Source organism: Candidatus Symbiopectobacterium sp. 'North America' (genome assembly GCF_015762685.1).
Taxonomy (GTDB): Bacteria; Pseudomonadota; Gammaproteobacteria; order Enterobacterales; family Enterobacteriaceae; genus Symbiopectobacterium.
This window is the reverse complement of record NZ_PEHF01000010.1, coordinates 1-13,200: the sequence shown is the minus strand read 5'-3', so window position 1 is coordinate 13,200 and position 13,200 is coordinate 1. Positions and strand designations below refer to the sequence as shown.

Here is a 13,200-nt window from a genome sequence, read left to right as displayed (position 1 = left end):
CTCGCCCGCAGCGCTACCTGCGGGCATTCGGAGAATAAAAATGAGTCAGTCCGCAACCAATCCGGCGACCCTACGTCTGCCGTTCAAGGAAAAACTCGCCTACGGCATGGGTTACCTTGGCTCCAATATCCTGTTGGATATTGGCACGTTGTACCTGCTGAAATTCTACACCGATGTACTGGGTCTGCCGGGCACCTACGGCGGCATTATCTTCCTGATCGCTAAGTTCTTTACCGCCTTTACCGATATGGGTACCGGCGTGATGCTGGATTCACGGTGTAATATTGGTCCGAAAGGAAAATTCCGCCCCTTCGTGCTGTACGCCTCCTTCCCCGTGGCGCTGCTGGTGGTGGCTAACTTCATTGGTACCCCGTTCGACATTACGGGCAAAACCGTGATGGCAACCGTGCTGTTTATGTTGTACGGCCTGTTCTTCAGCATGATGAACTGCTCCTACGGTGCGATGGTGCCCGCTATCACCAAAAATACCGATGAGCGCGCCTCGCTGGCCACTTGGCGTCAGGGCGGTGCCACACTCGGCCTGCTGCTGTGTACCGTACTGTTTGTGCCGGTCATGAATCTGATCGACGGCAATCCACAGCTCGGCTACATCTTTGCTGCCACGCTGTTTTCGCTGTTCGGTTTGTTCTTTATGTGGTGGTGCTACGCTGGGGTGAAAGAGCGCTATGTGGAAGTGCAGCCCGTTAACCCAGCACAGAAACCGGGATTGTTAGCCTCTTTCCGGGCGATAGCCGGTAACCGACCACTGTTTATTTTGTGCATCGCCAACCTGTGTACCCTCGGCGCGTTTAACGTCAAGCTTGCCATTCAGGTCTATTACACCCAGTACGTGCTTAACGATCCCATCCTGCTCTCCTACATGGGTTTCTTCAGCATGGGCTGTATTTTTATCGGCGTATTTTTGATGCCCGGTGCCGTGCGGCGCTTCGGCAAGAAAAAAGTCTATATCGGCGGATTATCCATATGGGTACTGGGCGATCTGCTCAACTACAGCTTCGGCGGCGGTTCGGTCAGTTTTGTTGCTTTCTCCTGCCTGGCATTTTTCGGTTCCGCCTTTGTTAACAGCCTCAACTGGGCGTTGGTGTCCGATACAGTTGAGTACGGCGAATTGCGTACCGGCGTGCGCTCGGAAGGGACGGTCTACACCGGTTTTACCTTCTTTCGCAAGGTGTCTCAGGCGCTGGCGGGCTTCTTCTCCGGCTGGATGCTGACGCAAATCGGCTATGTGCCGAACGTGGTGCAATCGGCAGGCACGGTTGAAGGCTTACGGCAATTGATTTTCATCTATCAGTGCGCGCTCGCCGTGGTCACCATTTTGGCAATGGGCTGTTTCTATAACCTCAACGAAAAAATGTACGTGCGTATCGTTGCAGAAATAGAAACCCGGAAACGTCTGGCGTAATACCACGTGACGCCCTGCGGGGCGTCATAAGGATCGACAATGAACAATACGGATCCTCTGACGCTGAAACTGAGCCTGAAAGAAAAGTTCTCCTACGGGATAGGCGATTTCGGCTCAAACCTGATGCTGTGTATCGGCACGCTGTATCTGCTGAAGTTTTATACCGATCAGTTGGGTATGCCCGCCTTTTATGGCGGGATTATTTTTCTGGTGGCGAAATTCTTTACCGCCTTCACCGATATGCTGACCGGCGTGTTGCTTGATACCCGGCGCAACATCGGCAAAAAAGGCAAGTCCCGCCCGTTTATCCTGTACGCCTCCGTGCCAGTTGCGCTGGTCGCCACCGCACAATTTGTGGCGAATGACTTCAGTCTGACGGTCAAAACCGCGCTGGCCACCGTGCTGTTTATGTTGTTTGGCTTGTTCTACAGCTTGTGCTCCTACGGCGCGATGGTGCCTGCCATCACGAAAAACCCGCACGAACGAGCACATCTGGCCGCCTGGCGACAGGGCGGCGTGACGCTGGGGCTACTGCTGTGTACCGTAGGATTTATGCCGATCCAGGCACTTTTTACAGCACAACCTTCACTGGGATTTTTGGTCGCCGCTCTGATTTTCGCTACCTGCGGCTTGTTTAGCATGTGGTGGTGCTACAGCGGTGTGCAGGAGCGCTACGTGGATGTCATGCCCGATCACTATAAACTCGGCATCCTGAAGTCTTTCCGCGCCATTTTTCATAACCCACCGCTGCTGGTGCTGTGTATTGTCAACCTGTTCAATATCAAACTGGCCATTCAGGTCTACTACACCCAATACGTACTGAACGATATTCACTTGCTGTCGTGGATGGGTTTTTTCAGCATGGGCTGCATTTTGATCGGGGTGTTTATAGTGCCGGGTGCGGTAAAACGCTTTGGCAAAAAGCAGGTTTACCTCGCTGGATTGGCCCTATGGGCCATCGGCGACGTGTTGAACTTTTTCTGGGGCAGCAACTCGATACTGTTTGTCTCATTTTCCTGCATGGCTTTTTTCGGCACTGCCTTTGTCAACAGCCTGAACTGGGCACTGGTGCCGGATACGGTCGATTATGGAGAATGGAAAACCGGTATTCGCGCTGAAGGCTCGGTGTATACCGGTTACACCTTCTCGCGCAAGATTTCCGCTGCGCTGGCCGGCTTTCTGCCGGGAATCATGCTGACCCACATCGGCTATATGCCGAATGTGGTACAGAGTGACGCCACCCTGCTCGGACTGCGCCAGCTTATTTTTCTCTGGCCGTGCGGTCTGGAGATCGTTGCCGTATTAACCATGGGCTTCTTTTACCAGCTCAATGAGAAACGCTTTGCGTTGATTATCGAAGAAATCTGTCAACGTAAGCATAAAGGTGAGAAACCTAACGTTTACAGCGTTGAAGAGTGGCGGGTAACGTGAAATATCATCGGCAGTGGGATTGCACCAACGCACTCAACACCCCGACTGGCGGTGAATATATCACATCATGCAATCTCTGCTCTCAAGATATTTGAGTGATATTTGCAAGGTGATTAGTCGGTAATTGATCCTTCCGATTCTATCATCATAGCCTTTGAGTTGAGCTTCCATGTCATTTACAAAAGCGTTGGTGATATCCACATCGAAAAGACCATACTCAAGCAAGGTGAGTTTAATGTCCGGGTTTCTCTCTAAAAAAAAGCAGCTATAATCCATAACTTCATCACCACCGCAGTCATCTTTTATCTTGGTATCCGGGAATTGCTTGGCAAACTCAACATCATTATCGGCGGCGTATTTTTTAACGATAGGGATGTAGTTTTCGATCAAAGGCAACTGATTAAATGAAAGCTCAGACAGTGAATCCCAATTATTGGGTGTGTCGAAACTGTAAATATCGACTTTATCGATTGAAAAAGTGTATCTCGTCCCCAGCATCCCCAACGATTGAACATTTATTTTAAACAGGTCTTTATATGCCGGTAAGGCCAACGCTTTGAGTTTCTCGAAATTATAAAAACCATAATAGACTGCACCACCTAGCTTGGCGGCGGGATGCTCATTAATGTTTTCATAAAGAGAGTTAATAACGTCCTTTTTGGGCGATATTCTGAATAGATCGAGAAATCGCTGCCATAAACTCAATGCCGTTGCTTTATTTTTATCGTCATACTGTATTAAATTTTTCATATTGTAATGATATAAAGTCTTTCCTCCTGCAAGTTCTATTTTTATCTTGCGAATCCTCTCTAAGTTTTTATTAGTAATATGGCCTAGTTTAGGCCACGTATTCGAAACAAAAGCACAATGCAGTTTCACTCCGTTGTGTTCACATCGTTCTCTGAGCGAGGATTTTTTTACCCGCAATACCGTGAAGCGCTTGATCGCAGAGGCACTTGATTATCTAATCAATACCCTAAGCGCTACGGGTTTGGCACTACAACACAGGAATCAACGCATGAAAAAGCTACGCGTGGGCATCATCTTTGGCGGTAAATCCGCTGAGCACGAGGTCTCGTTACAATCGGCCAAGAATATTATTGATGCCATTGATAAAGCCAAGTTTGATGTGACGCTGCTTGGTATCGACAAGCAAGGGGCGTGGCATATCAACGATGCGTCAAACTACCTGCTGAATGCCGAGAACCCCGCGCTGATCGCCTTGAACCGCTCAAACAAAAGCGTAGCGCTGATCCCAGGACAAACACAGCAGCAAGTGATTGAAAGCCAGAGTGCTCACGCCCTTACCCAATTGGATGTTATTTTTCCTATCGTGCACGGCACCCTGGGAGAAGACGGTTCACTGCAAGGCTTGCTGAGAATGGCCAATATTCCGTTTGTTGGCAGCAGCGTACTAGGTTCCGCGGTCAGCATGGATAAAGACGTCACCAAACGCCTACTGCGTGACACGGGCTTGCTGGTAGCCTCTTTTGTTACCCTGAATCGCGCCAATCGTCAGCATCACAGCTTTGCCAGCGTCAGTAATACGCTCGGGCTGCCGCTGTTTATCAAACCGGCCAATCAGGGCTCGTCTGTTGGCGTGAGCAAGGTACGCAACCAAGCAGAATTTCAGCAGGCTGTTGAGCTCGCTTTCCAGTTCGATCACAAGGTGCTGGTGGAAGCGGCGATTGTTGGCAGAGAAATTGAGTGTGCGGTGCTGGGTAACGATCACCCGAAAGCCAGCGTCTGTGGCGAAATTGTGCTAAGCGACGAGTTTTACTCTTACGATACCAAATACATCAACGAACAAGGTGCGCTGGTGCGAGCACCAGCAGATCTTACGCCTGAAATTAACGAAAAAATCCAACGCATTGCCTTGCAGGCCTTCCAGGCGCTGGAATGTCAAGGTATGGCACGTGTGGATGTTTTCCTCACGCCGGACGATGAAGTGATTATCAATGAAGTGAATACGCTGCCCGGCTTCACCAATATCAGCATGTATCCAAAACTGTGGCAGGCTAGCGGCCTAAGCTATACCGATCTCATCACCGCATTGATCGAGTTAGCGTTAGAACGGCAGGAAAACGATCGCGCTCTGGCAAGTTCTGTTCGATAACGGATGCGCCCGCCATATACCTATTAGCCCTCTCACCAGACTTCGAATAAACCACGTCGAAGTCTGGAATAAGCAATAATAGACATCCGGCTTTACATGTAATCGCTATCTAACTGATACAGCGACCTCAATGAACCGTTGATGACGGTAAGTACATAATTTCTTCGATTCTCATCGATGGGGAACCGATCGTTTATATCGTCCCTGAGTATGTCCATTATATCCATATTTATCAGACCGTGTGCAAGAAATTCTCTTCTGATATCTGCATTATTCTTCAGGAAGAAACAGCTATAATCCATGAGCTCGTCTGCGCCAAAGCCGGCCTTGGTTTTGGTGTCTTTGCAATCAACCACAAAGCGTGCTTCATGACTTTTAATGTAGTCATACACAATGCGCTCATAACTGTCCACTACCGGTAAGCCAGCCATTTCCAATCCAGCGAGTGAGAGCCCATTTTTATCAGAACAAAAGCTAACAATATCCTCACTGCCAATCGAGAAGGTGTACAGGCTTTCACTGGCGCTGTGCTGCGTTTCGCGGATGCTGAACAGATGTTGATGTTCAACATCCGCCAGTCTTTTTAATTGTTCAAAACAATAAAATCTGTTGTTTGTTTTAGCACTATTGCCTTCATTGCTATCGCCATGAATAAGGTGTAAAACGTATTAACGACATCTTGCTTTTTGCAAGATTTAAAAAGATCAATAAATCTATCCCATAGGCTAATTTTCGTTGCTTTCGTTTTGTCATTGTACATGACAAGATTAGACAAATTTTTACCATTTAAAACTGAACTGCCTAAAAAGCCCACGTTCATAGTTGCACGATCTCTTCAATATGCTGGAATACGCTAAAAATCAATTCACGTCCAAAAATGCTATTTGATTATAAGGTTTATTATCTTTAAGCGTAATAGGTTTTATATCACCTTCATGACTCACAGGTGCAACTTGCACTTCTGCTTCACTAGTCACAGAAAATAATTTATACTTTTCAAAAAGATGATCATCAAGACTTATATCGATAGAATTTCTTTTGGAAACGTCTCTCACTGCTTCAGGCTCTCTTTTCATGCTGGCAGAAAACCCTTGAAATGCATTCCCATGTTTATTAAGTGGATTGTAAATGGGACCACCTTGATATTTAACCACGTTATTTACGCCACGCCGCTCATCTGCAAGGCTTCTGATAAAACCGGGCCGCGTTGATGCGTTAGTTTTCGGGATCCCCTGAAAGGTATTTCCATGTTTATTAAGTGGATTATAAATGTGGTCACCCTGATATTTTATCGGATTATTTATGCCACGTTGCTCATGCGCAAGGCTTCTGATATAGCCGGGCTTCATTGGCATAGCCATCTTCGGCATTCCCATAAAACGCGTACCCTGTTTATTCAGGGCCGACGTAATGTTCGCTTTTGTAAAACCAAAGTGTAAAACACACGGTGTGTTATCAATGGAGTGTAGTTTTTTTGCTAATGCTGTCGAATTATTACTTCCTTCGCCATTACTAGCAGAGATGCGCTGGGCATTTAAAACACAATTGTCCAGTTGATTTAAATTTACTGTAGTCATATTTTTCCTTATTGCTCTAATATAAAGTGCAAAAATTGAACGATATCATTGAATATTGTATGTTTCTTCTTATCATAACTATTAATAATCGGCTTTTCACAAAAACAGCCAAAAAAGAGCGCCAATCGACCAGATACCACTCGCATAAAAACGTTGAGTTACAACACGTAAGGTTGTTGTTTTGAACAACGTCTACGTCGGATAAAAAGATGAATTGAATAACGATCGCAACCAACACACAGGTAACATCATGTCGATGGTAGAGAGTTATCGCTTCCTAGAAACACTTGGCTGCGTGCTAAAACATTACAAAAATCAATAATCAACATCAGATAAAAAATACAATGGTCAATATCTTATGCTAATTTGCTTGTTTTAAATACCATTTAATAAAGGGTGTTGGGATATAAAAATAGAAAAAGCGATTTATAAATCCCTAATGAATTTTGGCTTGAGACTGAATTGAACGCTAACGCCACACAATAATGTTGAGATCACGCAGACGCTACTGTGATTCACAAGCGAGCAGTTTACTTAGATAAATGAGCGTAAACAATGAACGCTCCTTTTTGATCAATAACCCGTTTAAACGCGAGGAAGCTTACAGTCCATCTTTACCGTATTGTAGCGAACGCGGGCCATACAGCACACCACGCGGCATGCTCGCAGAGAGCAGGCGCACGCTGGTGATACCAGCAATATCATGCCCTTTGTCAGACACCGTGCTGGCGATCTGTTCTACCGCCGCCTGCACCAGCGCGCCAAGGATGCCATTGGAGTTGGATTGCTGCTCGCTGCTGGAGGCCGTGGCAACACCGTTCCAAATCTGCTTGCCGGTTTTCAAATCCACCAGCTTTGCTTCCGCCGTTACACGGGTTTCGCTGCTAAGTACCATGTACTTGGAGCCGTAATCTTTAACATCCAAATAAAGCGCAGCATCAGCCCCGAAAATCTGGCGCAGCTTATCGATGCTCACTGCGTGAATATCCTGCGCCGTGGTCATTCCGTTTTGCTTGAAGGTTTCATCAACTACCGCCACTGGCAACACATAATATCCCGCTTCCGCTAGCGGATAAGTCACCTGTGTCAGCATGCTGGGGCCCGCTTTAATATCTGGGGAGTGGTTGAGCGGCGGCAGCACCAGAATCGATTTCGGCCGACTTTGCTTAAACGCGGTGTAATCATACGGTGTCGGCTTGGCACAGCCGGTCAGGACCAAAGCGAATGCCAGCCCGAGAAATCCCAAAAAACGGTTCATTTGGCCACTCCTTTATTTTTGCTCAACAGAAAATCCATGTACGGCGCAGATTCTGGAAATTGCGCTTTTTCCATTTCGAACTGTTGACGGGCTTCCGTGCCCCGCCCGGTATTAGCGTAGAGTAAGCCAAGCTGAGCGTGTAAGCCGGGCGGAACCGGTTTATTTTTCGCTTTGGCCTTTTCAAGCGCCAGATTCAGCGCTGTGATCTGTTCTTCAGGGCTGGTTTTGTCCTGTTGATAATATTGATACAGCGTCGGTTGGTAATTATCCCAGCTATAAATTGTTTTGGGTTCTGTGGCACAACCTGCCAGCACCGCCGCTGCCAGCAGCACTGCGCCTTTTTTTCCATAAGACATACGTAGCAATCCCTATGCTGTTAGTTGCTTGGGCGCCATGCGCCGCTCTCAATACCTGACACCAGATTGTTCACTGCTTCACGAATAGCAAGATCCAGCACTTTGCCATTCAGGGTGGAGTCATAGCTAGCCGTGCCGCCAAAGCCGATAATTTCACGGTTGGAGAGCGTGTATTCACCCGCACCTTGTACCGAGTACACCACTTCTGACGTTTGCACATTGACCATGTTCAACGTGGTTTTGGCGTAAGCAACCTGGGTTTTTCCGCGACCGAGAATACCCCACAGTTGGTGATCGCTCACTTCTTTGCGCCCAAATTCAGTCACATCACCCGTGATGAGATAGCTCGCGCCTTTGAGTTTCTGCTGCTGGCCTTTGATACCTGCTTCAGCCTTGATCTCTTCCATGTTGGTACGATCCAACACGTTGAAGCGACCGGTCTGCTGAAGGTGGCTCACCAGAATGGTTTTTGATTGGTTTCCCAGACGGTCAACGCCATCAGAGAAAATACCGTTCATGTGGTTCGAGTGGTTTTCAAATTTTCCGACAGATATCGGGCTGCGGACACCCTGATATGCCGTTTGGTAGGAGGTAACTTTAGGTGTCTCAACGCTGCGTGAAGACTCTGTTGCACATCCGCTTAATAATGCCGCGGATACCAATAGAGAACCCAGGATGATTTTGTTGTTCATAGACCAATCCCTTATCAATATTCTTTTGTGATCTTGATCGACCATTTCCGTGAAAATTACATAAATCGCGAATAAATTCATTGTGTTAAATGTAATTTATTCGCGCCATTACAATATGATGGATGTAAAGACCTGTCACTAGCTGTTTTTCTTAATTTTAATAACAAAAAACGCCAAAACCCTAACAATACCAAGGTTATCGTTTATTATTTCGTCATTTTTTGACACATTATGCTGGATAATCGAGGTTACCTTAAGTAAAACACAGCGACATAACTAACTGATACAAAACACCATTTTGTTTTCATTCCCTTCAGTGCCTCTCCCACCATTAACCCTCTATTTACATGTCCTACATCAAGATTACAGACAGAGGGAGCCAGTAGGATGAAAGACAGTAAATGGGGGGAAGTTGTATTTTTTCTTGTGTTTTCTCCTGCAAGTGCGAGACCCGTGCCAACCCCTTCCAAACCGCTTTCTGGGTGACCAGACAAAAAATCGAACGTTAACAATCAGAGAGTAACGCCTCGCCGATGATCTTTGCTCATCCGGCGCGGGAAATGTACGCGGCAAACACGCTGCGGGACGTTTGTCGTCACCACTCTGGGTTCTTTTTTATCGGCTAGATGTGTCAGGGAGAGGTTATGAACCGCTTTGTTATTGCTAACGCTCAAGATTGAATGGGCTGTAAAGCCTGTGAAATCGCCTGTGTCATTTCACACAACGACAACCAGTATCTTGCGAGTGCGGACGCGTTTTTACCCCGCATCAAGGTTTTCAACACTCCGGAACTGCGTTCAGCGGTAACCTGCCGCCATTGTGAAGATGCGCCCTGTGCCAGCGTATGTCCCACTCAGGCACTGGTGCGTAAAGACAACAGCATCCAACTGTTAAAAGACAAATGCATCGGTTGTAAAACCTGTGTGCTTGCCTGCCCGTTTGGGGCGATGTCGATGGTTGCAGAGCCAACCAACCCGGCCTCGCTTGCGCGTAAATGCGACCTGTGTATCGGCCGCCCGAAGGCCAGGCGTGCGTGGCAGCCTGCCCAACGCAAGCGCTCACGCTGGTGAGTGAACAGACGTTGGAGGTGAAGCGAAAAGCCAAGCAACAGGCAATGGCGCAGCGTTCTGCGACCACCTGGCAGCGCGCCACGCCGGTCATGCCGACCAAAAGCGTCAATCCACTCAAACAGCGCCAAAACTGGCCGCGCGTAGAGGCGAAGAAAAAGCCCATTGAGCTACGCAAAACCACGTTTGACGAAATTTATCACGGTTTCTCCGCTGAACAGACGCAAGACCAGGCAAGCCGCTGCCTCTCCTGTGGCAACCATTCCATCTGTGAATGGACCTGCCCGCTGCACAACAGTATCCCGCACTGGATCAGCCTGGCGAAGCAGGGCCGCATACTGGAAGCGGTGGAGCTTTCACACCAAACCAGCAGCCTGCCGGAGATTTGCGGTCGCGTATGTCCACAGGATCGATTGTGCGAAGGAGCCTGTACGCTGGGTAAAGAATTCGGTGCGGTTACCGTCGGCAATATCGAGCGTTACATCACGGACAGCGCCATGGCGATGGGATGGAAACCGGACATGAGCGGTGTTACCCCCACCGGCAAGCGCGCGGCAATCATCGGTGCCAGGCCTGCGGGTTTAGCCTGTGCGGACGTACTGGCACGCAACGGCGTTGAGGTTACCGTGTTCGATCGTCACCCTGAGATTGGTGGCCTGCTGACCTTTGGTATTCCTCCCTTGAAGCTGGACAAAAAAGTGCTGATCCATCGCCGCCACTTGTGTTTAGTGAAATGGGCATTCACTTCCAACTCAATACCGAAGTCGGGAAAGATATCGCGCTGTCGTAAATCATGGAGGAATACGAAACCCTGTTCCTCGGCGTCGGCACTTACCGTTCGATGAAAGCGGGTCTGGAAAATGAAGACGCGCCAGGCGTTTACGATGCCTTGCCGTTCCTGATTGCCAACACCAAACGGGTTATGGGGTTACCCGATCTGGAAGACGAACCCTATATTTCGATGGAAGGAAAGCGCGTGGTGGTGCTCGGCGGTGGTGACACGGCCATGGATTGCCTGCGAACCTCATTGCGTCAGGGCGCGGCATCAGTAACGTGTGCCTATCACCGCGATGAATCCAACATGCCGGGATCGAAAAAAGAGCTGAAGAACTCGCGCGAAGAGGGTGCGGAATTTATGTTTAACGTTCAGCAGCAGAAGATTTGTCTGGATAAGCAGGGCAACGTCTGCTGTATCCGTCTGGTCAGAACCGAGATGGGTGAGGCCGATGCCAGAGGCCGCCGTCGGCCACGTGTTATCCCCGGCTCCGAGTTTGTCCAACCCGCTGAAGCCGTTATCACTGCATATGGCTTTCAACCGCACAGCAGCCGTGGCTTGAAGAGGCCAAGGTGAGACTGGATGATTGGGGCCACATTAACGCACCGGCGCGCGGCAACGGCCGACGTCCGTGCCAAACCAACCATCCGCGTATTTTTGCCGGTAGCGATGCCGTGCGCGGTGCGGATTTAGTGGTCACTGCGATTGCCGATGGGCGCAAGGCCGCCATCAGCATGCTCGACCAGATGGGGTTACAAAGCACCATCGCTTCCTTACCGGCGGTCTCGCTGGCTTCTCAGTTCAACTCGTCGCGAGAGGAAACGCTTCAATGAACGCTTTTGTGATTGCCGATGCCAGTAAATGTATTGGCTGCCGCACCTGTGAAATCGCCTGTGCCGTCGCCCATGCGGGCGGCGCTGATGCCACCATCGACAAAGCGCGTTTCTTCCTGCGCCTGAAAGTTATCAAGGGCGAGCAGGTCAGCGTGCCGGTATTGTGCCGCCAATGTGAAAATGCTCCCTGTGCCAGCGTGTGCCCTCATGATGCGCTGGTGCGCCATCACGACAGCATTCAGGTTATTCAATCTCGTTGCATTGGCTGTAAAAGTTGCGTTATTGCTTGTCCTTTTGGTGCCATTGACGTGGTGGTGACCTCACAAGGCGTTGCGGCAAAAAGCGAGGTGCACAAGTGCGATATCTGCGTCGATGTTGCCGCATCCCCTTCCTGCGTGCGGGTGTGTCCGACATCCGCACTGACACTGGTAAGCAGCAGTGAACTGCAACAACGGAGTTTCAAAAAGCAACAACAGGCAGCGCGTGATAACGCAGATATTCGCCTGTTATAAGTCAGAAACGGTGATGCTGCTGAAACGCCTCAGACTGATGACAAAGTCACTTTACCCCTCATCATCCTCGTTTTACCTCGTCATACTCGGCGAAAGCTGGGGATCTCTGTGAGAAGAAACGAGTTTCACCTGCACGAGATTCCCGCCTTCGCGGGTATGATGGTGGTGGTAGCGATGAGGTAGTGCTATTTGTCAGCAACCTCAAATGCCGTTGGCGCGTCTATCACCCAAACTTATGGGTATTTTTACTTTTGTTCATATAATAGTCTGTTAATATGCATATAATTTTTATTTTATCGGGGTGAATCGGAGAACACTCACCCCTTGGTGACTATCACGGAGTGAAGCATGACCTGCCATTTTGTCAGGTGGACCGGCACGGGGGCATTACCCGATCTACAACGCTTGCCCGATGCGCTGATCGCCGCCGCGCAGGAGCTTCCTGTCTGGCGGCGTGAGCGCTACTTAAAAAGTCGAGCACTACTGGCCGAAATGATGTTCTATTTTTTCGGCTACCCAGTATTACCCGCAATAACGCTTTCACCGGATGAGCGGCCTCATTTTATCGATTCCTGTCTTCCCGATTTCAGTCTGGCCTATGCAGGCAATACTGCTTAGTGAAGAGGGGAAGGTGGGGATTGATATCGAGATTGTCCATCTGCGCCCCGCCCATGTCGCATCGATCCATACACAGACGCAAACGCCCGCAGAGACCGCCTGGATCAACGCTCAAAGCGATCCGTTAGAGGCTGCCACACAGCTCTGTACCCTTCGACAAGCCATCACGAAAATATCGGACCCTGAGCTCAGCCATGGCGATAACCTGCGGCTGCACCCTGCCTCCGGCCGATTACGCTCAACCTACTTCCCCTCACTGGAAGCCATCAGTGATATTGATGGCTATCTGGCTTGGGCCTGCGCACGGACGCCGACCATAAATCATTTGATGACCTGGCGTTATCAGGGGAACGGCGTGATGCATAAAACCGGTGAGATAATCCAGCAGCAACGACAATCGCGCAGTTACATCAAACTCACCAGTCACGTCGCAGAGAAAGCTCCCTCGGCCTGATATAAAAATCTATGGTCACCCCCGCTTTTGCAACACTGATTTTCGATTGATGTTGGGCTTGCTTAAATCTATCCGGCGTCTTTATGGG

11 protein-coding genes and 2 pseudogenes are annotated in these 13,200 nt (G+C 49.1%); 6 read left to right on the top strand and 7 right to left on the bottom strand.

Annotated elements, in window-relative coordinates; genetic code table 11:
* Positions 1–40 precede the first annotated feature (40 nt).
* Positions 41–1,423, top strand: coding sequence for an MFS transporter (locus CS369_RS02105; protein ID WP_196905809.1), 1,383 nt, complete (start codon positions 41–43; stop codon positions 1,421–1,423).
* A 39-nt stretch (positions 1,424–1,462) separates the two neighbouring features.
* Complete coding sequence (locus tag CS369_RS02100; protein WP_196905808.1) at positions 1,463–2,854, top strand: MFS transporter; 1,392 nt, start codon at positions 1,463–1,465, stop codon at positions 2,852–2,854.
* Between the two features lie 60 nt (positions 2,855–2,914).
* Here the strand turns inward: CS369_RS02100 and CS369_RS02095 are convergent, their stop codons facing one another.
* Positions 2,915–3,733, bottom strand: a complete 819-nt coding sequence (locus CS369_RS02095; protein WP_196905807.1) for a hypothetical protein — start codon at positions 3,731–3,733, stop codon at positions 2,915–2,917.
* Between the two features lie 139 nt (positions 3,734–3,872).
* On the opposite strand from CS369_RS02095, the gene ddlA reads away from it, so the two are divergent.
* Positions 3,873–4,970, top strand: coding sequence for a D-alanine--D-alanine ligase (gene ddlA / locus CS369_RS02090; protein ID WP_196905806.1), 1,098 nt, complete (start codon positions 3,873–3,875; stop codon positions 4,968–4,970).
* A gap of 92 nt (positions 4,971–5,062) precedes the next feature.
* Here the strand turns inward: ddlA and CS369_RS02085 are convergent, their stop codons facing one another.
* From CS369_RS02085 to CS369_RS02060, 6 genes are all read right to left on the bottom strand, one after another.
* Positions 5,063–5,401: a hypothetical protein gene (locus CS369_RS02085; RefSeq protein ID WP_196905805.1), complete on the bottom strand. Its 339-nt coding sequence runs from the start codon at positions 5,399–5,401 to the stop codon at positions 5,063–5,065.
* A 152-nt stretch (positions 5,402–5,553) separates the two neighbouring features.
* Positions 5,554–5,790 (bottom strand): hypothetical protein, encoded by a 237-nt coding sequence (locus tag CS369_RS25005; protein WP_196905804.1) that lies wholly within the window; start codon positions 5,788–5,790, stop codon positions 5,554–5,556.
* 40 nt (positions 5,791–5,830) lie between these two features.
* Complete coding sequence (locus tag CS369_RS02075; protein ID WP_196905803.1) at positions 5,831–6,547, bottom strand: hypothetical protein; 717 nt, start codon at positions 6,545–6,547, stop codon at positions 5,831–5,833.
* Between the two features lie 601 nt (positions 6,548–7,148).
* Positions 7,149–7,805 (bottom strand): DUF799 domain-containing protein, encoded by a 657-nt coding sequence (locus tag CS369_RS02070; protein WP_196905802.1) that lies wholly within the window; start codon positions 7,803–7,805, stop codon positions 7,149–7,151.
* Positions 7,802–8,161, bottom strand: a complete 360-nt coding sequence (locus CS369_RS02065) for a DUF4810 domain-containing protein (protein WP_196905801.1) — start codon at positions 8,159–8,161, stop codon at positions 7,802–7,804. Before CS369_RS02065 ends, CS369_RS02070 begins: the two co-directional genes overlap by 4 nt.
* A 20-nt stretch (positions 8,162–8,181) precedes the next feature.
* Positions 8,182–8,853 carry a CsgG/HfaB family protein gene (locus CS369_RS02060; protein WP_196905800.1) on the bottom strand — a complete coding sequence of 224 codons (672 nt, stop codon included), beginning with the start codon at positions 8,851–8,853 and terminating at the stop codon, positions 8,182–8,184.
* A 680-nt stretch (positions 8,854–9,533) separates the two neighbouring features.
* Here CS369_RS02060 and aegA point away from each other — a divergent pair.
* The 3 genes and pseudogenes from aegA to CS369_RS02040 all read left to right on the top strand — a co-directional run bounded on the left by aegA (position 9,534) and on the right by CS369_RS02040 (position 13,112).
* A pseudogene (aegA, locus tag CS369_RS02050) lies at positions 9,534–11,528 on the top strand (formate-dependent uric acid utilization protein AegA).
* Positions 11,525–12,040, top strand: a complete 516-nt coding sequence (locus CS369_RS02045) for a 4Fe-4S binding protein (RefSeq protein WP_196905798.1) — start codon at positions 11,525–11,527, stop codon at positions 12,038–12,040. The pseudogene aegA and the gene CS369_RS02045 overlap by 4 nt, the downstream one beginning before the upstream one ends.
* Before the next feature lie 348 nt (positions 12,041–12,388).
* Positions 12,389–13,112, top strand: a pseudogene (locus tag CS369_RS02040) (4'-phosphopantetheinyl transferase superfamily protein).
* Positions 13,113–13,200: the final 88 nt, after the last annotated feature.